22 protein-coding genes are annotated in these 26720 nt (G+C 71.6%); 11 read left to right on the top strand and 11 right to left on the bottom strand.

Features of this window, described 5'->3' with window-relative positions:
- The first annotated feature begins 2 nt into the window (after positions 1-2).
- The 3 genes from ACIQMX_RS37355 (at position 3) to ACIQMX_RS37365 (ending at position 2392) form a co-directional block, all read left to right on the top strand.
- Positions 3-377 (top strand): DUF4440 domain-containing protein, encoded by a 375-nt coding sequence (locus ACIQMX_RS37355; protein ID WP_402484913.1) that lies wholly within the window; start codon positions 3-5, stop codon positions 375-377.
- Positions 378-435: 58 nt separating this feature from the next.
- Complete coding sequence (locus ACIQMX_RS37360; protein ID WP_402484916.1) at positions 436-1479, top strand: S66 peptidase family protein; 1044 nt, start codon at positions 436-438, stop codon at positions 1477-1479.
- 154 nt (positions 1480-1633) lie between these two features.
- Complete coding sequence (locus ACIQMX_RS37365) at positions 1634-2392, top strand: GntR family transcriptional regulator (protein ID WP_363076612.1); 759 nt, start codon at positions 1634-1636, stop codon at positions 2390-2392.
- 9 nt (positions 2393-2401) lie between these two features.
- On the opposite strand, the gene ACIQMX_RS37370 is transcribed toward ACIQMX_RS37365, so the two are convergent.
- A complete protein-coding gene (locus ACIQMX_RS37370; RefSeq protein ID WP_402484919.1) occupies positions 2402-4078 on the bottom strand; it encodes an L-lactate permease in 1677 nt (558 codons plus the stop codon).
- A 284-nt stretch (positions 4079-4362) separates the two neighbouring features.
- On the opposite strand from ACIQMX_RS37370, the gene ACIQMX_RS37375 reads away from it, so the two are divergent.
- From ACIQMX_RS37375 to ACIQMX_RS37385, 3 genes are read left to right on the top strand one after another with little or no spacing between them, the layout of a single operon-like run.
- Complete coding sequence (locus ACIQMX_RS37375) at positions 4363-5130, top strand: (Fe-S)-binding protein (RefSeq protein WP_363076616.1); 768 nt, start codon at positions 4363-4365, stop codon at positions 5128-5130.
- Entirely contained in the window at positions 5127-6668 is a 1542-nt protein-coding gene (locus tag ACIQMX_RS37380; protein ID WP_402484922.1) for a lactate utilization protein B, read from the top strand. The genes ACIQMX_RS37375 and ACIQMX_RS37380 overlap by 4 nt, the downstream gene beginning before the upstream one ends.
- Positions 6665-7297 (top strand): lactate utilization protein C, encoded by a 633-nt coding sequence (locus tag ACIQMX_RS37385; RefSeq protein ID WP_402484925.1) that lies wholly within the window; start codon positions 6665-6667, stop codon positions 7295-7297. Before ACIQMX_RS37380 ends, ACIQMX_RS37385 begins: the two co-directional genes overlap by 4 nt.
- Positions 7298-7364: 67 nt before the next feature.
- Here ACIQMX_RS37385 and ACIQMX_RS37390 read toward each other — a convergent pair whose 3' ends face one another.
- The 6 genes from ACIQMX_RS37390 to ACIQMX_RS37415 all read right to left on the bottom strand — a co-directional run bounded on the left by ACIQMX_RS37390 (position 7365) and on the right by ACIQMX_RS37415 (position 14875).
- Complete coding sequence (locus ACIQMX_RS37390) at positions 7365-9266, bottom strand: DUF2264 domain-containing protein (protein WP_402484927.1); 1902 nt, start codon at positions 9264-9266, stop codon at positions 7365-7367.
- A complete protein-coding gene (locus tag ACIQMX_RS37395) occupies positions 9263-10300 on the bottom strand; it encodes a hydroxyacid dehydrogenase (protein ID WP_402484929.1) in 1038 nt (345 codons plus the stop codon). Before ACIQMX_RS37395 ends, ACIQMX_RS37390 begins: the two co-directional genes overlap by 4 nt.
- A 36-nt stretch (positions 10301-10336) precedes the next feature.
- Positions 10337-11212 (bottom strand): carbohydrate ABC transporter permease, encoded by an 876-nt coding sequence (locus ACIQMX_RS37400; RefSeq protein WP_363076626.1) that lies wholly within the window; start codon positions 11210-11212, stop codon positions 10337-10339.
- Positions 11209-12201: a carbohydrate ABC transporter permease gene (locus tag ACIQMX_RS37405; RefSeq protein ID WP_402484932.1), complete on the bottom strand. Its 993-nt coding sequence runs from the start codon at positions 12199-12201 to the stop codon at positions 11209-11211. Before ACIQMX_RS37405 ends, ACIQMX_RS37400 begins: the two co-directional genes overlap by 4 nt.
- Positions 12202-12247: 46 nt before the next feature.
- Positions 12248-13609 (bottom strand): sugar ABC transporter substrate-binding protein, encoded by a 1362-nt coding sequence (locus ACIQMX_RS37410; RefSeq protein ID WP_363076630.1) that lies wholly within the window; start codon positions 13607-13609, stop codon positions 12248-12250.
- A 102-nt stretch (positions 13610-13711) separates the two neighbouring features.
- A complete protein-coding gene (locus ACIQMX_RS37415; RefSeq protein WP_402484934.1) occupies positions 13712-14875 on the bottom strand; it encodes a substrate-binding domain-containing protein in 1164 nt (387 codons plus the stop codon).
- 126 nt (positions 14876-15001) lie between these two features.
- On the opposite strand from ACIQMX_RS37415, the gene ACIQMX_RS37420 reads away from it, so the two are divergent.
- The gene (locus ACIQMX_RS37420; RefSeq protein WP_363076634.1) at positions 15002-15772 is read left to right on the top strand and encodes a sulfite exporter TauE/SafE family protein; all 771 of its coding nucleotides are present in this window, start codon (positions 15002-15004) and stop codon (positions 15770-15772) included.
- Positions 15773-15832: 60 nt separating this feature from the next.
- On the opposite strand, the gene ACIQMX_RS37425 is transcribed toward ACIQMX_RS37420, so the two are convergent.
- Both ACIQMX_RS37425 and ACIQMX_RS37430 read right to left on the bottom strand, forming a co-directional pair.
- Positions 15833-17362: an amino acid permease gene (locus ACIQMX_RS37425; RefSeq protein WP_363076636.1), complete on the bottom strand. Its 1530-nt coding sequence runs from the start codon at positions 17360-17362 to the stop codon at positions 15833-15835.
- A 67-nt stretch (positions 17363-17429) separates the two neighbouring features.
- On the bottom strand, positions 17430-18437 hold the full coding sequence (locus tag ACIQMX_RS37430) for a hypothetical protein (RefSeq protein WP_402484937.1): 1008 nt from the start codon (positions 18435-18437) through the stop codon (positions 17430-17432).
- A gap of 318 nt (positions 18438-18755) precedes the next feature.
- Here ACIQMX_RS37430 and ACIQMX_RS37435 point away from each other — a divergent pair, with 318 nt between their 5' ends.
- The 3 genes from ACIQMX_RS37435 (at position 18756) to ACIQMX_RS37445 (ending at position 22939) form a co-directional block, all read left to right on the top strand.
- Entirely contained in the window at positions 18756-20189 is a 1434-nt protein-coding gene (locus tag ACIQMX_RS37435) for an FGGY family carbohydrate kinase (protein WP_402484940.1), read from the top strand.
- 90 nt (positions 20190-20279) lie between these two features.
- Positions 20280-21701, top strand: a complete 1422-nt coding sequence (locus tag ACIQMX_RS37440) for an NAD(P)/FAD-dependent oxidoreductase (protein ID WP_402484943.1) — start codon at positions 20280-20282, stop codon at positions 21699-21701.
- Positions 21698-22939, top strand: a complete 1242-nt coding sequence (locus tag ACIQMX_RS37445; RefSeq protein WP_402484945.1) for an FAD-dependent oxidoreductase — start codon at positions 21698-21700, stop codon at positions 22937-22939. The genes ACIQMX_RS37440 and ACIQMX_RS37445 overlap by 4 nt, the downstream gene beginning before the upstream one ends.
- Positions 22940-22967: 28 nt before the next feature.
- On the opposite strand, the gene ACIQMX_RS37450 is transcribed toward ACIQMX_RS37445, so the two are convergent.
- Complete coding sequence (locus ACIQMX_RS37450; RefSeq protein ID WP_402484948.1) at positions 22968-23357, bottom strand: hypothetical protein; 390 nt, start codon at positions 23355-23357, stop codon at positions 22968-22970.
- A gap of 58 nt (positions 23358-23415) precedes the next feature.
- Positions 23416-23940 (bottom strand): DUF309 domain-containing protein, encoded by a 525-nt coding sequence (locus tag ACIQMX_RS37455; protein ID WP_363076648.1) that lies wholly within the window; start codon positions 23938-23940, stop codon positions 23416-23418.
- A 110-nt stretch (positions 23941-24050) separates the two neighbouring features.
- Here ACIQMX_RS37455 and ACIQMX_RS37460 point away from each other — a divergent pair, with 110 nt between their 5' ends.
- Positions 24051-26684, top strand: a complete 2634-nt coding sequence (locus ACIQMX_RS37460) for an ATP-binding protein (RefSeq protein ID WP_402484950.1) — start codon at positions 24051-24053, stop codon at positions 26682-26684.
- The last annotated feature ends 36 nt before the right edge of the window (positions 26685-26720 follow it).

The following is a 26720-nucleotide window of genomic DNA, read 5'->3' on the forward strand; positions in this document are numbered from 1 at the left end:
GCATGAACGGAAGCGCTGAGGAAGACCAGTCCGTACGGGCCGCCGTCGCGGGCGAACTGCGGCTGCTCGATCCGGGGGTACGCGCCTCGCCCGACGAGGTGACCGCGCTCCTCGACCCGGAGTTCACCGAGTTCGGCGCCTCCGGGCGGCGCTACGACAGGACGTCGATCCTGGCCGTGACGTCCGCCGCAGACGAGAACGTCCCCGAGCCGACAGCCGTCACCGGGATGTCCGGTGTGCTCCTGGCGCCGGGCCTGGTCCACCTCACGTACACATCCGAGAGCAACGACCGTCGCGTCAGGCGCAGTTCGCTGTGGCGCCGGTCGGATTCCGGCTGGCGCATGTACTTCCACCAGGGCACGCCCGCCGGTCCGTGACAGCCTGACGGCGAAATATCCGGCGGAAACCCCGGGGGCGGCTCATTAGGCTCTGCGGATGACGGATTCCCGCTATCCCTCCAAGCCCCGGCCCGGCGACCGCGTCGCCGTGGTGTCTCCCTCGGCCGGTCTCCCCGGCATCCTCCCGCTGCCGTACGAACTGGGCCTGCGCAGGCTCCGCGACGACTTCGGGCTTGAGCCCGTGGAGTACCCGGCCACCCGGAAGATGGGCTCCACTCCGCAGGAGCGCGCCGCCGACCTCCACGCGGCGTTCGCCGACCCGGCCGTCAAGGCGGTCATCGCCAGCATCGGCGGGGACGACCAGATCACCGTGCTTCCGCATCTGGACCGTGAACTGCTGCGCGCCCATCCCAAGCCGTTCTTCGGCTACAGCGACAACACCAACCTGCTGGTGTTCCTCGACCGACTCGGCATCGTCGGCTACCACGGCGGATCCGTGATGGTCGAGCTCGGACGCCCGGGTGCGCTGAACCCCCTGACCGCGGCGTCGCTGCGGGCGGCCCTGTTCACCCACGACGACCACGAGCTGACCGCCGCGAAGGAGACCGGCAGCGTCAACGGCCGGTGGGAGGACCCACGGACCTTCGACCGCGAACCCGGCATGCTGCCCGCCGACGCCTGGATCTGGCACCACGCCGACCGGGTGGTCGAGGGGGCGGGCTGGGGCGGCAACCTGGAGATCCTGTCCTGGCTGCTCATGGCCGACCGGGAGATCCGTCCGGCGGCCGAGTACGAGGGCCGGGTGCTGTTCCTGGAAACCTCCGAGGAGATGATCAGCGCCGACGAGGTGTACCGGATCCTGCGGAACATGGGGGAGCGCGGACTCCTGCGCCGGTTCCCCGCACTGCTGATGGCCCGGGCCAAGAACTGGTCCTTCGAGCAGCCCCTCGACGCCGCCGGTGGGGAGCGGTATCGCGAACAGCAGCGCGAGGCCGTGCTGCGGGCGCTGAACGAGTACGCCCCCGACACGATGGCCGTCCTCGACGTCGACTTCGGCCACACGGACCCGCAGCTGGTCATCCCGTACGGCGGCCGGATCCGGGTGGACGGTGTGGCCCGCAGGATCGTGGTGACGTACTGACCGGCGTGACATGACGTACTGGTCGTCGTGACGTGACGGAGGCACCCCTCTGTCCTTTTTCTGGTCCGACCACATGCTATGTGTGACATAGTGGGAGATTCGGAGAATGACGAGGCCGGCAGCGGAACGGCTCCGGCCGGGCAGGGGGTGGCGGATGCCCGTCGAATGGCAGCCCGTGCGGCAGTCGCGGACGCATGAACTCGTGCTCCAGAGCATCGAGGAGCAGGTCTTCGCCGGAAAGCTCAGGGCCGGCGACCGGCTGCCGCCCGAACGTGAACTCGCCCCGGTCTTCGGGGTGAGCCGCTCCGCCCTGCGCGAGGCGCTGCGCGTGCTGGAGACCATCGGCGTACTGGTCGCACAGCCCGGCCGGGGACCCGACTCGGGAGCCCGGATCGTGCGCAACCCGGACGACGCGCTCGGGCGGCTGCTGCGCCTGCACTTCGCCCTCGGCAGTTACAGCCTGCACGACGTGATGGAGGCCCGGGTCGCCCTGGAGCGCGCCAGCTTCGCCGCCGCCGCGACGCACGCCTCCGAGGAGGACCTGGACGAGGCGGGGGCGGTGGTCCACCGGATGTCGCAGCCGGGCATCCTGCCGGAGGAGTTCAACGAACTCGACACACAGTTCCACGTCAAGGTGGCCAGCAGCTCCGGCAACGCGCTCACCTCGACCCTGACCGCGGCGGTACGGGAGTCGGTACGCCCTCTCATCCTGCGGGCCCTCGAAGAGGTGGACGACTGGCCGGCCACCCGGGCGCACCTCAACCATCAGCACGCCGAGATGCTGAGGCTGGTCCGTCTCGACCGGGGTGACGACGCGGCCGACCTCGCCGAGCTCCACATCCGCGGCTTCCACGGCACGCTGGTCGAGGCGGACCTGACCGGCGACGACGAAGCGGACGGCGCCACCGCGTAGGGACAGCCCTCAGGGCAGCATCCAGGAGAGCGCCGGCGTGGACTGGAGGTAGACCAGGACACACAGGATCGCCAGCATGCCCACGCTGTAGCCGGCCACCTTGCGCAGCAGGATGCGTTCCGAGCCCGGCATCTTCACGGCGGTGGCGGCGATGGTCAGGTTCTGCGGACTCACCAGCTTGGCCACCACGCCGCCGGAGGTGTTCGCGGCGACCAGCAGCGTCGGGTCGATGCCGGCGGTCTGGCCGGCGGTCTGCTGGAGGTTGGCGAAGAGCGCGTTGGCCGAGGTGTCGGAGCCGGTCACCGCGGTGCCCAGCCAGCCGAGGATCGGCGAGAGCAGGGCGAACAGCCCGCCTGCCGTCGCCAGCCAGGTGCCGATGGCCACGGTCTGGCCCGACTGGTTCATCACGTAGCTCAGCGCGAGCACGGTGGCGACCGTCATGATGGCGACCCGCATGTTCTTCACGGTGCGCCCTGCCGCGGAGAGTGCCATGGACCCGGTCATCGGGTAGGCGTCGCGGTCCTTGGCGCAGCGGTAGATCAGCGTCACCAGGATGCCCGAGATGATCAGCAGGGTGCCCGGGTTGCCCAGCACCTCCAGCTTGTAGATCGCGCTGGACGAGGGCTCACCGGTGGGCGTGAGCAGCTCGCCGTACAGGCCCGGCCACTCGATGGTGAGATTCAGGTGTCCGAGCAGCTCGGGCACGTCGAACGCTCCGATGTTCAGCTTGGCCAGGGCGAAGACGGCGATCACCAGGATGTAGGGGAGTACCGCGTAGGTGACCCGGCGCGGCGTGAGCGCCTCGTTCTCGACCCGGGAGTGCTGGTCCTCGGGGGTGCGGGGCTTCCAGAAGCGCAGCATCAGTACGGCGGCGCCGAAGCCGGCGAGCGAGGCGACCACATCGGTGAGTTCGTACGCGAAGTGGCTGGAGCACCAGTACTGGGCGGCGGCGAATACGCCCCCGGTGACCAGCGCGATCGGCCACAGCTGGCGGATGCTACGGGCGCCGTCCACGACGAACAGCAGCAGCAGGGGCACGAAGAGCGCGAGCAGCGGGGACTGCCGGCCGATGACCGCGGCGATGTCCTCGGCCGGGATGCCGGTCAGGTTGCCCGCCGTGGTGACCGGGATGGCCATGGCACCGAACGCGACGGGTGCGGTGTTGGCGAGCAGGACCGTCACGGCCGCCTTGACCGGCGGCAGGCCGAGGGCCATCAGCATCACGGCCGTGATGGCGACGGGCGCGCCGAAGCCCGCGAGCGCCTCCAGCAGACCGCCGAAGCAGAACGCGATGAGCATCGCCTGGACCCGCAGGTCACCCCGGCCGACGGCGCTGAACGAGCGGCGCAGGTCCTCGAACCTGCCGCTGACGACCGTGAGTTCGTAGAACCAGATGGCCGCCACGACGATCAGCATCACCGGGAACAGGCCGAACACCAGCCCCTGGGACGCCGAGAGCAGGCCGAGCTCGACGGGCATCCGGAACCCGATCACGGCCACGAGCAGGGCTGTGAGGACCGATCCCAGCGCGGACACCAGCGCCGAGCGCTTCGCCACCATCAGGAGCAGGAAGAACACGGCGAGCGGAATGAGGCTCACCAGGGCAGTGGCCAGGAGGCTGTCGCCGATGGCACGCACATCCGGTGTGTACGAAGCGAGCGCGGTGGCGAGTGGGGCGGAGGCCACGAAGTTACTCCTCGTCGAGTGGTACGGGGCAGATCGAACCGCCTGCGCCGGCAGCTGGTCCGGCGATCAGTAGGACACCGCATATGTCGTATGTCAATAAGGTCCGACCAAATGCTGGGTAGCTCACTTGCCCGGGTGGTCCGGGTGGATTTGAGGGGGTAAGCGCTTTCTCCGTGTGCTCCGAGGGTCCGCCCGTGCGAACACCCTGTCCTTCGGTGCAGACATCTCCCCAAACCGGACCGAGGGTAGTATGGTCGGACCACAAATTCGATCGGGGAGGCCCCATGCGTATCGGACTCTTCGCCACCTGCCTGGGAGACACGCTCTTCCCGGAGGCGGTGAAATCCACGGCGGTGCTGCTGGCGCGCCTGGGGCACGACGTGGTGTTCCCGCCGGGGCAGACCTGCTGCGGACAGATGCACGTCAACACCGGCTACCAGCGTGAACCCGTCCCGCTGGTGCGCAACTTCGCCGAGCAGTTCGGCGACGCCTCCATCGAGGCGGTCGTCATGCCGTCCGGATCGTGTGCCGGTTCCGTACGGCACCAGCACGAGATCGTCGCCGAGCGCTACGGCGACGCGGCGCTGCGCTCGGGCGTCGCCACGGTGAAGGCCAAGACGTACGAGCTGTCGGAGTTCCTGGTCGACGTGCTGGACGCCACCGACGTCGGCGCGTACTTCCCGCACCGCGTCACGTACCACCCCACCTGCCACTCCCTGCGCATGCTGCGGGTCGGTGACAAGCCGCTGCGGCTGCTGCGGGCCGTCGACTCGATCGACCTGGTCGAGCTGCCCGAGGCCGATGCCTGCTGCGGTTTCGGCGGCACCTTCGCCGTGAAGAACGCCGACACGTCGACCGCGATGCTCCAGGACAAGATGCGCAACGTCGCCACCACCGGCGCCGCCGTGTGCACCGCCGGCGACTCGTCCTGTCTGATGCACATCGGCGGCGGGCTCTCCCGGATCAAGTCCGGCACCCGCACCCTGCACCTCGCCCAGATCCTCTCCTCCACCCGCACCGCGCCGCACGTCCTGACGGAGGCCGCCCGATGAGCAGCACCTTTCTCGGCATGCCCGCGACCCCGCCCCGCTCCCCGTACGGCACGGGCAATCTGCGTGGCGACCGGAAGTTCCCCGCGGCGGCGCACGACGACCTGGGCAACGAACAGCTGCGCCGCAACCTCGGCAGGGCCACCCACACGATCCGCGCCAAACGCCTCGCCGTCACCGGCGAGCTGCCCGACTGGGAAGCGCTGCGCGACGCCGGTTCGGCCATCAAGACCGACACCATGAACCGGCTGCCCGAACTCCTGGAGGAGCTGGAGCGCAAGGTCACCGAGCGCGGTGGCACCGTCCACTGGGCCAGGGACGGCGTCGAGGCCAACGAGATCGTCGCGCGGCTGATCGAGGAGACCGGCAGCAAGGAGGTCATCAAGGTCAAGTCGATGGCCACGCAGGAGATCGGGCTCAACGAGCACCTCGAATCGATCGGCATCACCCCGTACGAGACGGACCTCGCCGAGCTCATCGTGCAGCTCGCGCACGACAAGCCCTCGCACATCCTGGTGCCCGCCATCCACCGCAACCGCGACGAGATCAGGGAGATCTTCCTCAAGGAGATCCCGGGCGTGGACCCGTCCCTGGACAACGTCCCCGCACACCTGGCCGCCGCGGCCCGCGCGTACCTGCGCGAGAAGTTCATGACGACGAAGGTCGCCGTATCGGGCGCGAACTTCGGCATCGCCGAGACCGGCACCCTCTCCGTCGTCGAGTCGGAGGGCAACGGCCGCATGTGCCTGACCCTGCCCGACACGCTGATCAGCGTCATGGGCATCGAGAAGGTGCTGCCGCGCTACCAGGACCTGGAGGTCTTCCTCCAGCTGCTGCCGCGCTCCTCCACCGGCGAGCGGATGAACCCGTACACGTCGATGTGGACCGGAGTCACCCCAGGCGACGGGCCGCGCGCCTTCCACCTGGTGCTGCTCGACAACGGACGTACCGCCGCGCTCGCCGACCGGATCGGCCGCGAGGCACTCAACTGCATCCGCTGCTCGGCCTGTCTCAACGTCTGCCCGGTCTACGAACGCGCCGGCGGCCACGCCTACGGATCGACGTACCCCGGACCCATCGGCGCCGTACTCACCCCGCAGCTCGCCGGCATGCACGCGGCCAAGGACGATCCCAACAGCTCGCTGCCCTTCGCCTCCAGTCTCTGCGGTGCCTGCTTCGACGCCTGCCCGGTCAAGATCGACATTCCGTCTCTGCTGGTCGAGCTGCGCCATCAGCACACCGAGCAGTCCGGCACCACGGCCGAGAAGCTCGCGATGACGGCGGCGGCCGGAGTGATGAAGAGCCCGAAGCTGTTCACGGCCGCGCAGACGGCGTCCGGGCTCGGCCGTGTCATCGCCGGACGGAGCGGGAAGATCTCGCATCTGCCCCCGCCCTTCAACGGCTGGAGCGACAGCCGCGACACGCCCGCCCCGCCGAAGGAGACGTTCCGCTCCTGGCTGGCATCGGCCGAGGGCGCGGCGGCCATGCGGGCCGCCGCCGACGACCACGCGCAGAACAACCAGCAGGAGGAGGAGAAGTGACGACCGCTCGCGAAACGGTGCTCGGCCGCGTCCGGGACGCCCTGGCCCTGGCGCCCGCCGCTGGCACCCCGGTCCCGCGCGCCTACCGGACCGGGCGCACCCTTCCGGACGAGGAACGCCTGGCGCTGTTCACCGACCGGCTCGTCGACTACAAGGCCCAGGTCCACCCCTGCACCGCCGACCGCACGGCCGAGGCCGTCGCCGAGGTGCTGCGGGAGCGCGGAGCCGGCCGGATCGGCGTGCCCGCAGGCCTCGACCGGCAGTGGCTCACCGCCTACGACGGTGAGGTCGAGGAGGACTCCGCCGACATCCCCGCACCGCGGCTGGACTCCCTGGACGGGGTCGTGACGGCCTCGGCCGTCAGCTGTGCCGAGACCGGCACGATCTTCCTGGACGGATCGGCCGACCAGGGGCGGCGGGCGTTGTCCCTCGTACCCGACCTGCACGTCTGCGTCGTCGATCTGTCGACCGTGGAAGTGGGGGTACCCGAGGCGGTGGCCCGTTTGGTGCCGGAGCGGCCGACCACACTGATCAGCGGCCCTTCGGCCACGTCCGACATCGAACTCGAACGGGTCGAGGGCGTGCACGGGCCGCGCACCCTGGCGGTCGTGATCCGTACGGACATGTGATCCGCACGGACATGTACGGGGACGGGGGTGCGGCGCCGGGAAGCGCGCACCCCCGTCCGTCACCGGCTCACCCGTGTGTGACCGTCACCGCGCCGAAGGTGATCCGGGTCGTCGCCGAGTCCTCGGCCCAGCACACCTCGACGGTGTCCCCGTCGACGTTCACCCCGCTCACCACCGCCTCCAGCGCGTCCGCCCCCGGCTCCGCGCTGAGCGAGGCGAGTGCCACGAGGACCACCGTGCCCTCCGCGTCCGCGCCCAGCCGGGGCAGCTCCGCCCACGGTGTGTACGCCGTGCCCTGCGGGGCGCGTACCTCGTCGCGCGCCTCCCAGCCGTGCAGACCGTGCAGCGCGGAGGTCACCGTGGACCCGGGGCCCGTCGCCCAGCCCGTCTGCTCCACCCGGGCACCGTGCGGTGCACCGAGCACCCGGTGCACCCGGAGCTCGTACCGGCCGCGGACCACCGTCACGCTGTCCACCCGGAGCCCCGGCACCATCGGCGCCCCGCCCGCGAACACCGGACGGTGCCAGGACGCCGCCCAGCCCCAGCCGTCGCCGCCCCCGGCGCCCAGCGGACGGATGGCCCGGCGGCTGCTGCGGCTTCCGGCGACCACCACGGACAGGTGGTTGTCGGCCACGTTCGCGCGCGCCGTCGGACCGGTGACCGTCGAGTACGCCTGACGGCTGTACAGCGGGTCGTCGGCCATCGCCGACTCGCCCTCGTGCGGCCGGACATGGTCGCTGCCGTGGTTGTGCAGCCGTACGATCCCGTCCGCCCGCGTCGACTGGACGAGGAGCCCCGGGGCGGGCAGCGCCAGCACCCGGTCGGGTCCCTCGCTCGGCGCCGGTTCCTCGGCCGCCGTCCACAGCGGGTGGCCGGCGGGGGCCAGCAGGCAGACGAAGGCCTTGGACGCCCAGTAGGGGGAGGCGGGGCCCGAGTACGGCTGGAGCGTCGCCTCGTGCGGACCGTGCCAGCCCAGGCTCAGCAGGCCGTCGTCTCCCGTCGCGCCGCGGTCCAGGAAGTAGCGCAGCGACCCGCTGATCACCCGGCGCGACGCACCCGGCGTGAGCGGGGTGTCTCCGGTGAGCGCGCCCAGCCCGACCGCCGCACCGGCCGCGAACCGGTAGGTCAGCGACCGCCCGAAGTGGATCGGCGCCCCGTCCCCGCCGAACAGCAGCGCGAAGCTCTCCAGGTGCTCGCGCAGCCGCGCCCCGTAGTGCGCGGAGAGCTCGGCGTCACCGGAGAGATGGGCGTCGAGGACGGGGTAGAGGTGCAGCGCCCAGCCGTTGTAGTGGTCGAAGGCGCGGCCGTCGCCGTCCGCGTACCAGCCCTGACCGCGGTACCAGCTCTCCATGAGGTCCTGCGCCCGCTCGCGTGCCCGCGCGGTCTCCGCGTCGCCGCGACCCACTGATTCGAGGAATCCGGCCACCGAGTAGGGGAACAGGTACCAGTTGTTCGGTGCGGGGCTGTGGCGCAGCGCGCCGCGCAGCCACTCCTCCGCGCGGTCCTGGACGGCCGGGTCCAGCCGGTCCCAGAGCCATGGCCGGGTGAGCCGAAGCCCGATGGCGACCGAGGCGGACTCCACCATGGGCTGGCCGAAGACGGTGTGATCGAGGATCAGCGGCCAGGACTCGGCGTCGTCGCGGCCCGGCGTACGGGTACCGGCCGCGAGCCCGTCCGCGTACCGGTCGAGCCAGCCGTGCGGGTCCTTGCCGTCCGCGCCGGCGACCCGGAACGCCGCGGCGAGGAACGTGCGCGCGTAGCCCTCCAGGCCGTCGGACCGGACCCCGGACGCGGACGGGCGTCCGGGCAGGTCGAGGAGTGAGCCGCCGGGGGTGGCCCACTGCCAGGCGGCCCGCAGGAGACCGTCGGCCGCCGCCTCCCAGTGTGCGCGCGTGTAGCCGGTGAACGGGCTCGCGGTCCGGTCGTCGGCGGGAAGCTCCAGCGGGGAGTTCGGGTACGGACGGTTCATGCGAGGAAGGCCAGCCTTTCGCGTCGTACGGGATGGGCGAATCCGTCGCCCGCGGCCCAGCGTTCGGCCTCGCTCACCGCGAGGTCGACGAGCCGCTGCCACTCGTTGCCCTGGGAGCCCGCCAGATGCGGGGTGATCAGGGCGTTCTCGCATTCCCACAGGGGGTGGCCGGGCGGCAGCCGGTCGGGGTCGGTGACGTCGAGGACCGCCCGGATGCGACCGAGACGCAGGACGTCGACGAGTGCGTCCTGGTCGACGACGGCGCCCCGCGCGGTGTTGAGGAGCACGCCGTCGGGGCGCATCGACATGAGCAGGCCCCTGCTGACGAGCCCGCGCGTCGCGGGAAGCAGCGGGGTGTGGACGCTCACCACGTCGCTCTGCGCGAACAGTTCACCGAGTCCGACGGGCCGGACGCCGAGCTCGGCCGCCTCCGCTTCGGAGACGTACGGATCGTGCAGCAGCACCCGCAGGTCGTACGGGCGCAGGAGCTCGATGACCCGGCGGCCGATGAGCGAGGCGGACAGGATGCCCACGGTCCGGCCGTAGTTGCCCAGGTCCGACGAGGTGCTCAGCGAGTCCTCGCGGCCGCGCTCCGCGCGGTAGGCGTGGGCCCGTTCCAGGGCCCGTTTGCCGGAGAGCAGGATCATCGCGACGGTGTACTCCGCGACCGGGAGGGCGTTGGCGGCAGCGGCCGACGACACCTCGATGCCGCGCTCCCAGCAGGCGTCGGTGATGTGCCCGCGGACGCTCCCCGCGGCGTGCACCACCGCCCGCAGCCGGGGCGCGGAGGCGAGCGCCGCCGCGTCCAGGGGCGGACAGCCCCAGCCGGTGACCAGGAGTTCCGTGTCCGCGAGCACGGCACGGGCCCGGTCGGTGGTGAAGTCGTCGAGTACGGGCAGCGGCGCGAGGTCGCACACCTGGGAGAGCGCGGCCAGCGACCGGGTGTCCAGCAGCGCGTCCGCGGTGGCCGGCTGCATGGCGACGGCGGCGCGCGGCCGTCGTCCGGTGGGTGCGAGAGGGAGGGTGCCGGTCATTCTTCTCCTGATTCCGGAGGGAGGTGCGCGGTCCGGCTACTTCACGGCGCCCGCGGTGAGCCCCGACTTCCAGAAGCGCTGGAGCAGCGCGAAGGCGAGGATCAACGGCAGGACCGCGAGCAGCGAACCCATGATCACCACGGGGTAGTACTCGGGCGATACGGTGGCGGCGCTGTTCCACGTGTACAGGCCGAGACTGACGGGATAGAGGTCCTGGTCGGAGAGCATGACCATGGGCAGGAAGAAGTTGTTCCAGATCGCTGTGAGCTGGAAGAGGAAGACCGTGACGAGACCGGGCCCCAGCATCCGCAGGGCGACCCGGAAGTACGTCGTGAGCTCGCCGGCCCCGTCCACCCGGGCGGCTTCCAGTACCTCGTTCGGCACGTAGCCCTGGCTGAAGATCCGGCCGAGGTACACGCCGAACGGGTTGAAGAGCACCGGGATGAAGACCGACCAGAACGTGTTCACCAGTCCCGTGCCCGACGCCATCAGATAGAGCGGCAGGGCCAGCACGGTCTGCGGCACCATCACCGCGGCGAGCACCAGGCCGAACAGCTTCTCCTTGTGCGCGAAGCGGTACTTGTCGAAGGCGTAGCCGCAGGCAATGCTGATCAGCGCCCCGAGCCCGGCGCCGAGGACCGCGTACAGCAGGCTGTTGCCGTACCAGCGGGTGTACAGACCGTCGTCCGTCGCGAACAGGTCCTTGAGGTTCTGCGCGAAGGAGAAGTGGTCGAGCGACAGCACGTCGCTGCCGAACAGGGCGTCCCGGTCCTTGGACGCCGCGAGCACCAGCCACAGCACCGGCAGCAGCGTGTACAGCACGGAGATGCCGACGACCAGGTTGACCACGGAACGGCCGAGAAGCCTGGGCCGCAGGACGGCGGCGGTGCGGGTGGGAGCGGTCGCGCTCATCGGGCGTCCTCCTCGGCGGCGTTGGAGCGGTTGGTCCAGCGGGTCACGCCGTACGAGAGCGCGATCGTGCACACCAGCAGGACGACCGAGGCGGCCGCGGCCAGACCGTAGTTGTTGCGGGTGAACGCGGCGTCGTAGATGTACATGCTGGGCGAGAACCGCGAGCTGATCATCGGGGTCGACTGGCTCAGCAGCATCGGCTCGGTGAAGAGCTGGAGCGCGAAGATCAGGGTGAACATCGCGACCATCACGACGGAGGAACGCACCAGCGGCGTCTTGATCCGGAGCGCGGTACGGACCGGTCCGGCGCCGTCGACGACGGATGCCTCGATGACTTCGCGCGGCACGGCCTGCAGAGCGGCGTAGAAGACCACCATGTTGTAGCCGAGGTTGCTCCACAGCGCGATGTTCACGATCGAGGGCACCACCGTGTGGACCCCGAGGAAGTCGATCGAGATGTCCGCCTTGCCGAGCAGGTCGATCACCGGGCTCAGCCCCGGCGTGTAGAGGTAGAGCCAGATGACCGCGGCGATGATGCCGGGCACGGCATGCGGCAGGAAGAGCCCGAGCTGTGCCCACGAGCGCAGCCGAACCACGCCGGAGTCGAGCAGCAGCGCCAGTGCCAGCGCGCCGACGACCATGAGCGGGATGTAGATCACGCAGTACAGGACGACGGTGCCCAGACCGCTGAGGAACGTCGGGTCGGTCAGTACGGCGGTGTAGCTGCGCAGGCCGACGAAGACCGTGCGCTCCGGGCCGAAGCCGAGCCCCGGCTGGTCGTCGCTGAAGAAGCTGAGCCAGACGGCGGTGACGACCGGGATCAGGAAGACCGTCACCAGAAGGATGAAGAAGGGGGTCATCAGGGCGCCGGCCGCGCCGAGTTCACGGCGGCGGGCCGACTTTCGGGCGGTGCGCGGGGACGTGGTGGGTGCCGGTGCCGCGGGGACGCTCACGGGGGCGGAAGCCGGCGTGGTGACGGGGCTGGTCATCGGTGTCACCTGCCTCTCTGCTCAGGGAAGGGGGACGGACTGCGGCTCAGCTGCTGTGCTCGGAGGTGGACAGACCCAGCGCCCTGAGGTCGGGCATGGTGCCCTGCTGGGCCGCGCGCACGGAGTCGAGCAACGAGCCCTGGCCGCCGCTCACCCTGGCGAAGCCGTCCTGCATGACCTTCAGCGTCGCCGTCATCCGTGGACCCCAGATCCAGCCGTCCCGGATCTTGTGGGCCTCCTGGTCGAACAGGGTGTAGATGTCCTGGCCGTTGTAGTAGGCACGGTCGAATGCCGCGCGCCCGACGGCGACGAGACCGGGGGCGGCCGGGTACTGGCTGCTGGCGCCGCTGGAGAGCCGGGCCTTCAGCGCGTCGGGGTGCGAGACCTGCCACTCGATGAACTCCAGTGCGGCTTCGGGGTGTTCGCTGTCCTTCGTGACCGCGAAGGTCGAGCCGCCATGGGTGCCGACCGACCCGTCCCCCGCGTTCCACTGGGGGAGCGGTGCGACGGCCCACTGGCCCTTCTGGCCGGGCCGGGCCTTCATCTGCGCCCCGGCGTCCCAGGCGCCGCTGAGCCGGACCAGGAGCTTGCCGCCGCTGAGCAGGGCGTCGTACGCCCTGCTGTCCACGGGGGTCAGGGAGACCAGGTCCTGGTCGATCATCCGCTGCCAGTAGGCCGCCACCCGGCGGCTCGGCTCGTCGGCCAGCGAGACGTTCCAGGCGCCCTTGCGGGTATCGAACCACTGGGCACCGGCCTGCCAGGCGAACGAGGCGAACTGCGCGCCGCCGTCCGTGGCGAAGGCCGACAGCCGCCGGCCGGGTGCCTTGCGGCGCACGGTGCGGGACGCCTCCTCGAACTCGTCCCAGGTCCTGGGGACTTCGATCCCGTACTGCTCGAAGAGGTCGGCGCGGTAGTGCATCACCATCGGCTCGACGTCCAGCGGAAGGCTGAAGACGCGCTTGTCGAAGGTGGTCAGGTCCAGTGCCTGCGGCAGCAGCTTGGACCGGAGCGAGTCGCTCACCAGGTCCGTGAGGTCCCGGGCGACGCCGTCGATGGCGAACCCGGGGAGCTGGGGGTACTCGATCGTCGCGATGTCCGGGCCGTTGCCGGCCCGGGAGGCGTTGCTGAGTTTCGCGTAACCGCCCATGGGCCCCGAGGGGATCTGCTGGAAGTCGACCTGGATCGTGTCGTGCGTCCGGTTGAACGCGTCGACGACTTCCTGGCTGCCGCGCAGGGCGGACCAGAAGGTGATGCGTGTGGCGTTGCGGCCGGCCCTGTTGCCGGTGGTGCTGGTCCTGCTCGTGCTGTCCGCCCCCGATGCGCCACCGCTGCAAGCGCTCAGCGCGCCTGCCAGAGGTAGGGCGGTCATCGTGGCGAGCACGGATCGACGGCTGTGTCGACCGGGCATGTGCGCCTCCCGCGGCTCCTGAATGAAGACACGGGGAATACTGATCGGCTGATCGGTAGCGGTCAATAGATCGATCAGAAGTAAAGTAAAGCGGTCAAACGATCAGGCCGTGGTGGGAATGATCCGGGTGATCGCCTGCGCCGATCCCCGTACCTTCAACGCGGGCAGCACCTGCGTCCGGCGCACCGGGCCGAGCGCCCCGGCCGCTCCGGAGAGCCGGTGGAGCAGGAGTTCGGCGGCGGCCCTGCCGATCTCCGCCCTCGGCGGCGCCACCGCGGTCAGCGGCGTGCTGCCCAGCGCGGCGACCACATCGTCGTACGCCACCACCGAGCAGTCGCGGGGCACCTGCACCCCGCTCTCGGCCAGGCGTTGCACGAGCATCAGCGCGTCCACGTCGCCATGGAGCACCGCGGCCGTGGCCCCGCGCCCGCGCAGCAGCGCCGCGAGATCGAGGGCGGGCACGTCGTCCCTGTTCCCGGACGGCGCGCCGGGCGCCGGGCCCGCTCCGGACGAGCCCGGCCCGGGCACCGCGTCCGGCGAACTCAGCACCACCGTCCAGTCGTCGACGTCGGGGTGGGCGGCCGCGATCTCGGCGAACGCGGCGCGAACCGTGCGTGCCGTCGGGCTGTCGTCCCGGGCGGCCAGCACGATCCGCCGGTGGCCCAGCGACACCAGATGCTCCACGGCGAGATGCGTCCCGTACCAGTGGTCGGAACAGACCGAGTCCAGTGCGTGCAAAGTGCTGCCCGGCCGGGGCCGCCGCTCCATCAGCACGGTCGGCACACCCGCGTCCGCCAGCCAGTCGTAGTCCAGCTCCTCGGAATGCACGCTGCGCCATCGCGGGGCGATCAGCAGTCCGCGCGCTCCGTCCGCCAACGCCCGCTCCACCAGAGGGCGTTCGGCGTCCGCCGACTGCGGCGCCAGGTACAGCGCGATACGGATCCCGGATTCCTCCAGCACGGTCCGGGCGCCGTGCAGCGTCTCGTACAGATACGAATGCCGCTCCGGTACGACCAGGGCGACCGCGCCCCCGTCGCCGACCGGATCACCGCCCCTGGGAGCGGGCACCGCGGCCGGATCGCGCACCGGCCGCGCCACGCCGTGTCCGCGCCGCAGCCGCCCCGCCCGCGCCAGCTCCTCCACGTCCCGCCGCACCGTGACCACGGAGACGGTCAGTTCGTCCGCGAGCGCGCTGACCTTGACGGCGCCGCGCGACTCCACCACCGCAAGGATTCGCTGACGCCTGAGTTCAACCGGCTCCCGCATGCTGCTCGCCCCCTGTGCGTTGTGCGTTTGAACGCTTTGTGCGATCGCTTGGAGCGCAGCATAGCCATGCGGCAGTGAGGGCTCCTTCAAGGTCGGACATCAGGGGGATTACGATCTGTCCCTGGCATGGACACCCTCACACTCTGGCAACTGGCGGCACTGGCCGCGGCAACCGCACTCGTCGGCTTCTCCAAGACGGCCGTCAGCGGTGCCAACACGATCAGTCTCGCGGTCTTCGCGGCGGTGCTGCCCGCCCGCGAGTCCACCGGAGTGCTGCTCCCGATCCTCATCGCCGGTGATGTGCTCGCCGTGCTCACCTACCGGCGCCATGCGCACTGGCCGACCCTGCTCCGGCTCTTCCCCGCCGTCGCCGCGGGCGTGGTGGCGGGCACGCTGTTCATGATGTGGGCCGGCGACGCCGCCGTACGGACCTCCATCGGGGCGATCCTGATCTTCATGGCGGGCGTCACGGTCTGGCGGCGCCGCACCGCGGACGCGGCCGGGGAACCGGCCGGAGAAGCCGGGCCTCCCACGCCCGCCGAGCGGCTGAAGGCGCGTTCGTACGGGGTACTCGGCGGCTTCACCACCATGGTCGCCAACGCGGGCGGCCCGGTCATGTCGCTCTACCTGCTCTCCGCGGGGTTCCGCAAGCTCGGCTTCCTCGGCACGTCGGCGTGGTTCTTCCTCATCGTCAACACGTCGAAGGTGCCGTTCAGCGTGGGCCTCGGGCTGATCGACGCGCGGTCCCTGCTGCTGGACGCCTGCCTGCTGCTCTTCGTCCTCCCGGGCGCGTGGATCGGCCGGAAGTGCGTGGACCGCATCAACCAGCGGCTGTTCGAACGCCTGGTCATCGCCGCCACCGTGCTGGGCGGCCTCCAGCTCCTGCTGAACCCGTAGCGAGGCCCTCCCGGATCGCGGTGATCCGGAAGGGCCGGCGGACGAGCGGGACACCGTCCGTCAGACGATGCCCTCCTCGATCTCCGCCTGCTCGCGCGCGTTTCCGTACGCCGACGGCGTGCCGTACGAACCACGGGCGACGAACCACCACACGGTGGCCAGGACCAGCACGGCGACCAGGGCGACCGACGCGTAGTTCATCGAGTCGATCGTCACGGGAGACCGCTGGGGCAGCAGGAACAGCACGGTCACGATGACGACCCACACCACGGCGATCCAGCCGACCGCCTTCGACCACCGCCCCAGGTGCCACGGCCCGCGCTCGAAGCGGTCGCCCGCGCGCAGCCTCAGATAGATCGGGATGGCGTAGGCGGGCGTGATCCCGATGACGTTGATCGCGGTCACCGCCCCGTACGCGGTCGCCGAGTACAGCGACGGAAGGGCGAGGACTCCGGCGACGACGACCGACAGCCACACGGCGTTGACCGGTGTCTGCGTGCGCGCGCTCACCTTGCGCCACACCGAGGATCCCGGCAGCGCGTTGTCCCGGCTGAACGCGAACACCATCCGGCTGGTGGCGGCGACCTCGGCGTTGCCGCAGAACAGCTGCGCGGCGATCACGATCAGCAGCATCGCGGTGGCGCCCGAGGTTCCCAGCGCGTCGATCAGGATCTGGGCCGGCGGTACTCCGGTGGCGCTGCCCTGGGTGCCCGCATAGTCCTGGATGGCGAACGTCAGCCCCGCGAGCAGCACGAACCCGGCCAGCCACGAGACCCAGATCGAACGGACGATGCCACGCGGTGCCGAGACCGAGGCGTCCGAGGTCTCCTCCGACAGATGGGCGGAGGCGTCGTAGCCGCAGAACGTGTACTGCGCCAGCAGCAGACCGATCGCCGCCACGTAGAGCGGATTCTCCCAGCCGGTGTCATTGACGAACTCGGTGAAGACGAACGACGGCGACTGGTGATGGTCGGGCACGATGGCCAGCACGGACACGATCACGGCTACACCGGCCAGATGCCACCACACGCTGATCGAGTTGAGCACGCTGACGAGCCGGACACCGAAGAGGTTCAGCACGGCGTGCAGCAGCAGGATGCAGACGAATATGATCATCGTCTTGCCAGGTGTGGGGGTGAACCCCCACTGCAGGTTCATCAGCGCGCCGGTGAACAGCGCGGCGCCGTAGTCGATGCCGGCGATCGCACCGAGCAGCCCGAGCAGGTTCAGCCACCCGGTGTACCAGCCCCACTTGCGACCGCCGAGCCGGTCCGCCATGTAGTACAGGGCGCCGGACGTGGGGTAGGCGCTGGTGACCTCGGCGAGTGCCATGCCGACGCAGAGCACGAACAGCCCGACCCCGGCCCAGCCCCACAGCATCACCGACGGCCCGCCCGTGGACATGCCGAAGCCGTACAGGGTCATGCAGCCGGACAGGATCGAGATGACGGAGAAGCTGATGGCGAAGTTGCCGAAGCCGCCCATGCGGCGGGCCAGCACCGGCTGGTAGCCGAGTTCGCGCAGTCGCTGCTCCTCGTCCTTGGGCGGGGCGGCGTCGGCGCCCTTCCGGTTCGAGGTGGACAAGGACATGGCAGACCTCCGTGAGCAGGAAAAAGGGAGTGAACGGGACACAGGTGCGGGAGGAGCGATCGCGCGCTCAGCCGTGCGGCCCCCGGCCGGGATCGCGGACGGCGGACAGCGCGCGGCTGCGGGCCCGCAGGAAGACCTCCTCGGCGCCGCCCGGGTCCTTGGGCGTACGCGTGCGGTACGCCCAGGGCAGCGACGTGAAGTACGGGCCGAGCTCCCGGAACACGGGAGCCGCGTCGGCGAACTGGAGCGCACCCCACAGCGCGTGGGCCAGATGGTTGAGATCCAGCAGCGTGTGCGCGGCCCGCGGGGTGCGGTGGAACCAGATCTCCAGGGCGCGCAGGGCCTCGCGCTCCGCGTCCTCGGTGACCCAGTGCAGGTCGAGCGCCTTCTCGTGGCCGTGCTCGCGGCGATAGCGCTCCACCCGCACATACAGCGGCAGCACATGGAGCGCCGATCCGTCGGGCGCCGAGGACGCCGCCCACTGGACGAAGTTGACCGCCTCGGAGAGGGAACCGCCGGCCCGGCGCGCATAGACGAACTGGAGCATGCGGTGGTAGGCCTCGCGGTTGTACGGGTCGCGCTTGTCCGCCTCCGCCAGCAGGCCCCACGGCCCGGGGAAGAGCATGGGCCCCGGAGGGTGCAGCCGGTGCTCCTCCAGCCGCTGCCGCTCGTCCAGTTGGGACAGGGCAAGCAGGCAGACCCAGGGCACCGGGTCCGCGGGTGAGGCGTGGGCGGCCGAGCGGCACGCCTCCCAGGCCACCTGCCACAGTTCCTGGCCGCTGGGATGGTCCGAGCGGCGGGCGCGGACCGCCCGCTCCACGGCGACCCGGGCGTGCATGACCGTGGCCGCGACGCTGCGCGGCTCCTCGGTCAGCCAGGCCTGTACCGCGTCCGATCCCGCGGCGACCGCACCGAGTACCTGGGTCCGCTGGGTCCACAGGGCCCAGTCAGGGGTGCTCTCCAGCAGGTCGCGCATGGAGAGCCAGCGTCCGGTGCGCAAGTCCTGTAACGCGGAGCGCAGTTCGTTGTCGTGGCCGGCCGGATGGTAGACCGGCCGGAAGTCACTGTTGGCCATGGATGTGCTCGGCGCATGGTGTCGTTCTCATCGATCCTCGGGACGTGGGGGGTGAAGCAGCAGTTGAAAAATGAACTGCTGTAAAGCGTCCGGTTGTTGCTCGGCGGTGAGTGTAGAGCCCTGCGTGCCCAACTCCGGAGCGAATCGTGGATCTTCCTCAAGTCACGTGTGCAAACAGGAGGTTGAGTTCCGGGGCCGGGTTCCGGGCGCACGCCTTGCGGGCGCTTGACGTAGTCCCCGGGCTGCACCACTCTGGGTTCCGCGACCGAAGATCACGATTCCGTTCAAGCCCCGTGCTTGCGTCCCGCTGGAGACCCGATGGCAGGCCCGGTACTCGCCGTGGACCAGGGCACCTCCGGGACCAAGGCGCTGGTGATCTGTCCCGAGCGGGGCGTGATCGGTTCCGGTTCTGCCCCGGTGCGCCCGCGGTACGGGGCGGGGGGAGCCGTCGAGGCGGACCCCGCCGAGCTCCTCGGTTCGGTCCTGGACGCCGGGGCCGAGGCGCTGGCCGCCGCCGCCGAACCCGTGGCCGCCGTCGGCCTGGCCAATCAGGGCGAGACCGTGCTCGCCTGGAACCCGGACACCGGGGAACCGCTGACCGACGCGATCGTCTGGCAGGATCGCCGGTCCGAGCGGATCTGCGGTGAACTGGCCTCGCACGAAGAAGAGTTGAAACTGCTCACCGGCCTGCCGCTGGACCCGTACTTCGCCGCGCCCAAGATGGCCTGGATCCGCCGTGAACGGACCAGGGAGGGCGTCGTGACGACCAGCGACTCCTGGCTGGTCCACCGGCTCACCGGCGCGTTCGTGACGGACGCCGCCACGGCCGGCCGCACCCAGTTGCTCGACCTCGACGACGTCGGCTGGTCGCCCGCCGCCCTGGACGTCTTCGGGCTGGGCGGTGAACGGCTGCCGGCCGTGGTCGACGCCGCCGGCATGTTCGGCACGACCACCGCGTTCGGCGGCGAACTCCCGCTCACCGGACTCCTCGTCGACCAGCAGGCCGCCCTGCTGGCCCAGGGCGCCCTGGAGCCGGGAACCGCCAAGTGCACCTACGGCACAGGTGCGTTCCTGCTCGCCCAGACCGGGCCCGTGCCGCGCCGGGGCTCCACCGGGCTCGTCAGCTGCGTGGCGTGGCGCCTGGGCGGGCGTACCAGCTACTGCCTGGACGGACAGGTCTACACAGCCGCCTCCGCGGTCCGCTGGCTGACCGACCTCAACGTGATCTCCGGCGCCGCCGACCTCGACCCCGTGGGCGGCGGTGTTCCCGACTCCGGTGGCGTCACCTTCGTGCCGGCGCTCGCCGGACTCGCCGCCCCCTGGTGGCGCGGCGACCTGCGCGGCTCGGTGACCGGCCTGAGCCTGGACACGACCGCCGGCCACCTGGTGCGTGCGCTGTGCGAGGGTATCGCCGCGCAGGTGGTCGAGCTCGCCGACGCGGTGGCCGCCGACCTCGGCTCGCCGCTGACCGCGCTCCGCGTCGACGGCGGCCTCACCCGCTCCGCACTCCTCATGCAGACCCAGGCCGATCTGCTGCAACGGCCCGTCGAGGTCTCCGCACTGCCCGACGTCACCGCACTCGGCGCCGGCGCCCTGGCGCGGATCGGTCTCGATCCCGGGCTGAGTCTCGCCGAAGCCGTCCCCGCCTGGCAGCCGGCAGCGGTCTACGAACCACGGATCGGCCCCGCGGAGGCGGCCGAGCGCCTCGCCGGATTCCGCGCGGCCGTCGCCACGCTCCTGGAACGGTCATGAGCCCTGCCGGAGTGGCTCGATGGGAACGGTCATGGGCCCCTGCCGGAGTGGCCCGATGGGAACGGTCATGAGCCCTGCCGGAGCCACCCGATGACGCACACCGTCACGACCGCCGGTGATCCGCTGCCCACGCTGCCCGGCGGAGCCCCGTACGACGTCACCGTCATCGGAGCGGGCGTCGTCGGCACCGCCATCGCCCGCGAGCTGTCCCGCTACCCGCTGCGCACCGCCCTCGTCGAGGCCTCGGACGACATCGCCGAAGGCACGTCCAAGGCCAACACCGCGATCCTGCACACCGGTTTCGACGCCGTCCCCGGCTCACTGGAAGCCCGTCTCGTACGCGAGGGAGGGCGCAGGCTCTCCGCGTACGCCGCACGGACCGGCATCCCCGTCGAACGCGTCGGCGCCCTCCTCGTCGCCTGGGACGCGGAACAACTCGCCGCACTGCCCGCCCTGCTGGCCAAGGCCGAGGCCAACGGCTACCACGCGGCCCGGCTGCTGACCGCCGACGAAGTAGCCGGGCGGGAACCCCACCTCGGTCCGGGAGCACTCGGCGGGCTGGAGGTGCCCGACGAATCCGTCATCTGTCCCTGGACCACCCCCCTCGCCTTCGCCACCCAGGCGGTCCGCGCGGGCGTCCACCTGCACCTGGACTGCCCGGTCCTCGACATCGGGACCGGCGACGCGGTCCACACCCTGACCACCGGCCGCGGGCCGCTGCGCACCCGCTTCCTGGTCAACGCCGCCGGACTGCACGCCGACGAGATCGACCGTCTGCTCGGCCACGACGTCTTCACCGTCACCCCGCGCCGCGGCCAGCTGATCGTGTTCGACAAACTCGCCCGCGACCTCGTCCGCCACATCCTGCTCCCCGTCCCCACCGCCGCGGGCAAGGGCGTGCTGGTCGCACCGACGGTCTTCGGCAACGTCCTCCTCGGCCCCACCGCCGAGGAACTGGACGACAAGACCGCCACCGGGTCGACGCAGGAGGGCATCGCCCTGCTGCGGGAGAAGGGCCGCAGGATCCTGCCCCGGCTCCTCGACGAGGAGGTCACCGCCGTCTACGCGGGACTGCGGGCGGCCACCGGCCAGGAGGACTACCGGATCCAGGAGTACCCCGGCCTCCGCTACGTCGCCGTCGGCGGCATCCGCTCCACCGGCCTGACCGCGTCCATGGCCATCGCCGACCACGTCACCACCCTCCTCGCCCGCACCGGACTGGACCCGGGCGAGCCCGTCGAACCGGCCCCGCTCACGATGCCCGGCCTCGGCGAGGCGGGCCGGCGCCCCTACCTGGACGCGGAACTCATCGCCCGGGACCCGGCGTACGGCACCCTGGTCTGCCACTGCGAACGCGTCACCGCGGGCGAACTCCGCGACGCACTGGCCTCGACTCTCCCGCCGCGCTCCGTGGCGGGTCTGGCCCGCAGGACCAGGGCCGGGAACGGGCGCTGCCAGGGCTTCCACTGCGGAGCCGGGCTCCGCGCACTGATCGAGAGGACCCGGCCATGACCCGACACGAGCGGACCGTCGACGTGCTGATCGTCGGAGCGGGACCCGCCGGACTGGGCGCCGCCGCCGAGCTCGCCGCATCCGGCGTACGACGCGTCGAGGTCCTGGAACGCGAACAGACCGCCGGCGGCATCCCACGCCACTGCCACCACGCCGGATTCGGCAGCAGCCGTTCGAGCCGCGGGACGGACGGCCCGGAATACGCCCGCCGTTGCACGGCCGCGGCCACCCGGGCCGGCGCCACCCTGCGCACCGGCATCACCGTCACCGGCTGGTCCGGCCCCCTCACCCTCGACGCCACCGGACCGGGCGGACTCGAACGGATCACCGCACACGCCGTCGTCCTCGCCACCGGAGCGCGCGAACGCCCGCGCGGCGCCCGGCTCGTCCCCGGCACCCGCCCGGCGGGCGTCTACACCACCGGAGAACTCCAGCAGGCCGTCCACGTCCACCACCAGCACATCGGCACCCGCGCCGTGATCATCGGCGACGAACCGGTCAGCATCGCCGCGGCGGGCACCCTGCACGCCGCCGGGGTCGACGTCGTCGCCCGGGTCACCGACCGCCCGCCGGCCATCCCCGCTGCCCTGGGACCGCGCCACGGAGCCCCGCTGCTCACCCGCACCACCGTCACGGCCCTGACAGGCCGCGGCCGGCTCACCGGGGTCACGGTGCGCCACCAGGACGGCCGCACGACGACCCTGCCGTGCGACACCGTCGTGTTCACCGGCGACTGGATCCCCGACCACGAACTCGCGCGGCGCGGCGACGTGCCCCTGGACCCCGGTACCCGTGGCCCCGCCCACGACGCCGCGTTCCGCACCGGGTCCCCCGGCGTCTTCGCCGCGGGGAACCTGCTCCACGCGGTGGAGAGCGCCGGCACCGCCGCGGCGGAGGGCCGGGCCCTCGCCGCTCCCGTACGACGCCACCTGACCACCGGCCCGGCCACCGGCAGCTGGCCGTCGGGGCGGCTCGCGCTGACTGTCGCGGCGCCACTGGAATGGATCGCGCCCAACCTGCTCTGCCCCGAAGGCGCCCGGCCTGCGCACAACCGCTTCACCCTGCGCACCGTCCGGCCGCTGACGGCCCCGCTGCTCGTGGTCCGTCAGGACGGACGGGTGCTGTACCGCCGGCGGCTGCTGCGTCCCGTCCGGCCGGGACGGCCCTTCCCGCTGGCCGCCGACTGGATCGACCGGGCCGATCCGCTCGGTGGCACGGTGTGCGTCTCGGCCGGCTGACCGGTCCGGCAGCGGATCGGCCGGGTCCTCAGGGGATCAGCAGCCAGTCCGAACCGATCGCCGCCACCAGGCCGATGCCCAGCAGCCAGCTGCCGAGCCGGGTCCGGCCGTTCCTGCTGAGCTCGATCACGATCCCGCAGAGGATCAGCGCGAGCCCGTACACCCCGACGACCAGGACCGAGGACCGGCTCGCGATCCGCAGTCCGAGCACGACGGCCATCGCCGCCATCCCGGCCGAGGAGAGGACGATCCGCAGCTGTCTCGCCTGCCGGGGCGTCAGTCTCCGGTCCTCGGCGGCGCCGCCGTCCCCCGGTGCGGCTATCGGTGCGTCCACGGCCTGGTCCTGGTCCTGGTCAGAAGTGCTCATGAAGCCGGATGGTAATGGTTTCGCACGGCACTGTTCGCCGCTCTTGGTCAAGGGGAGGGAAAGCAGGCCGAGTTCGGCGATGCGAGGGCCGGGCGGTGCGGTTCGGCCGTCAGCCGTGCGCCCGCAGCCGCGGTGCCTCCGCGGCCGCGTCTACGGCCGGGGCGCCCGCCTCCTCCACCCGCCCGGCGAGTTCCGTGGCCCAGCCTGTGAGCGGGCCGATGCCGATCCCGTACACCGCGACAGCAGAGGTACCGGCCACCCCGTTATCGCCGGACGCGGCGAACTCCGTCAGTGCCGCCGCCCCGCGCCGCAGCAGCCGTGCCCCGCCCGTCGCGTTCCCCCGCGCCGCATGCGTCAGCCCGACGGCCAGCTGGGCCAGCCCCCGCCACAACTCCCGCTCCGCGCCGGGGCCCGACTTCCACGCGTCCTCGAAGACCTCGTGCGCATGGAACGGCATGCCCGCGTCCAGCAGTCGCTGTGCCTCCAGAACCGTCTCCTGCGGGGTGCGGACCACACCCTCGGGCTGCCGCTCGACCCCTGCCGCGCCGTACGGCAGAGGGCGCCCCAGCCCGTCCCGGGGGCGCGCATTGTGCGCCCGGCCCTCGATGTCACGGTCCCTGCGAGTCTCGTCCACTCCTCGATTGTGCCTCGCACCTGCGACGAACTGCCCGAACTACTGTCGGTGGGCCCCCGCGCACGACTAGTCTCGACTGTCACCGAAAACGATTTTGGGGGAGGGTAGGCATGAAGCCGTCCCGGCCGCTGTACGAGCGCGAACCGGAAATCGCCGCCGCCGCACACGCCGTTGACGCACTGTGCGGCGCGCAGGCGGCCGGCGGGCTGCTGATCTTCAGCGGCGAAGCAGGCATCGGCAAGACAGCGCTACTGGCCGAGATCCGGGCCATGGCGGCCGACCGTTGCACGGTCTGGTCCGCCCGCGGCGGAGAGACGGTCACCTCGGTGCCGTTCCACGTCGTACGCCAACTGCTGCAGCCCGCGCTGGACCAGTTGCCCGCCGACGACGTGAAGGCGTTGTTCGGGTCCTGGTACGAGATCGCCGCACCCGCCCTCGGCCTCTCCGAGCCGACCGGGCCGCAGCCCGACCCGCAGGGCGTGCGCGACGGCCTCGACTGGGTCGTCTCCCGGCTCGCGACCCGGCTCAGCCACCGTCCGCTGTTGCTGATCATCGACGACGCACACTGGGCGGACGGCGAATCCCTCGCGTGGCTCGCCTCGTTCACCGCCCGGCTCGGCGAAGTGAAGGTCCTCGTCGTCCAGGCGCACCGCCCCGAGGAGCTCGCGGCCCGCGAGGCCGAGCGCACCGCCGCCGGCAGCCACCCGGCGCAGGTCCGGGTCGCCCTGCGCGCGCTCACCCCCGACGCCACGGCCGAACTGGTCCGGGCAGCCCTCGGGGAGCACGCGGACGACCCGTTCTGCCGCGAGGTATGGGCCGTCACGGGCGGCAACCCCTACGAGGCGGTCGAACTCGTCGCGAAGGTCCAGGACCGCGAGCTGCCCCCGCTGGAGGAGTCCGCCGGGCTGCTGCGCGAACTCGGCGCGTCCGCCCGGGGCAGCGGCCTCGTCGCCCGGCTCGAACGGCTCGGCACCAACGCCAACCGGTTCGCCTGGGCGGCCGCCGTCCTCGGAACGGACATCTCCCAGGACCTCGCCGCCACCCTGGCCGGCATGAGCCCCGCCGAAGCGGCGGACTGCACGGCCCGGCTCCGCGAGGCCCGTATCGTCAGCGGCTTCGACCCGCTGGAGTTCGTGCACCCGCTGATCGCAACCGCCGTGTACCGCTCCATCCCGCCGGCCACCCGCACCGCCATGCACGGCAGGGCCGCCTGGGCGATCACCAGGGCCGGACTCGGCCCGGCCGCCGCCTCCCGCCACCTGCTCGAAGTCCACCCCGACGACGACCAGGAACTGGTCGAACAGCTGCGTGCGGCGGCCAATCAGCACCTCGCGGTCGGCGCCCCCGAGGCCGCCAGGCGCTGCCTGGAGCGAGCCCTCCAGGAACCTCCGCGCCCCGACGTGCGCGCCACCCTGCTCTACGAACTGGGCTGCGCCACGCTCCTCAGCTCCCCGCCCACCACGGTGCAGCACCTGCGGGCCGCCCTCGACATGCCGGGCCTCGCGGACGACCTGAGGGTCGACGCCACGTTCCGGCTCGCAGCCGCGCTGTCGCACAACAACCAGCTGAAGGAGGCGGCACTCGCGCTGGCGGCCGAGGCCGAACGCACGGCGCCCGGCCCGGGCCTGATGCGTCTGCAGGCCGCCCACTTCCTCTGGGAGGGCATGCAGGCCACCGAGCAGGACGGCCACGGCCGTTCCCGCAGGCTCGCCGCCAACGCCGACCACCTCACCGGCCGGGACAACGCCGAACGGGCACTGCTCACGCTGCGCGCCTTCGACGCCATGCTGCGCGGCGAGAACGCCCAGCTGATCGTCGACCTGTGCGAACGCGCCCTGGTCAACGGCCACCCGGCCCGCGGCCTTGGCTGGACCGACACCGAGTGGGGCTTCGAACTCCCGACTCTGCTCGGCATCACCTACGCCTTCACCGACCAACTCGACCGGGCCGAGGAACTCTTCGGCGAGGCCGTGCGCGCCTTCGAGATCTCCGGCTGGAGCGGCGCCCACCTGGCCTTCGCCCACACCCTGCTGGGCCTGGTCCACCGCCGTCGCGGCCGTCTTGCCGAGGCGGAGGGCTTCCTGCGCGAGGGGCTCAGGCTCGCCGACCGTGTGGGCAGCGGGCTGCCCGTCCACTGGGACGCCGCCTGTCTGCTCATCGACACCCTGCTGGCCCGTGGCCGGATCACCGAGGCCCGCAAGATCGCCGACCAGTACGACTTCGGGCCTCCTTATCCCAGCGCCACGGTCCTGCCCGACGCCCCGTGCGTCCGCGGCCGCCTGCTGCTCGCCGAAGGCCGTACGAAGGAAGCCGTCACGGAACTGGAGGCGGCCGGCCACGCCCTCGAACCGCGCGGCAGGTTCAACGGCATCTGGGGCCCCTGGGCGGGTGACCTGGCCCGGGCGCTGGCCGACGACGACCCGGGCCGTGCGGCGCAGCTCGCCAACTCCGCCCGGGTGCACGCCGAGCGTTTCGGCACGGAAACGGCGATCGGCGAGGCGCTGCGCTGTGTCGCCCTCTTCGCCCGCCCGGAAGAGGCCGTCGACCTCCTGGGCGAGGCGGTCCGCCACCTGGAGGCATCGCCGTCCGGCTACGAATTCGCGCTCGCCCTGTTCGACCACGGCGTGGCCACCCGCTCGCCGCGCGAGCTCGCCCGGGCGCACAAGCTGGCCACGGCCTGCGGCGCCGAAGGACTGGCAGCCCGCGCCCAGCAGGCACGGGCGTCGATCCGGTCCACGGAGTGAGGTAATGTTTGTCCTGCGCAGCCGCCCGGCAGGACC

It is taken from the genome of Streptomyces sp. NPDC091416 (assembly GCF_044756845.1).
Classification (GTDB): Bacteria; Actinomycetota; Actinomycetes; order Streptomycetales; family Streptomycetaceae; genus Streptomyces.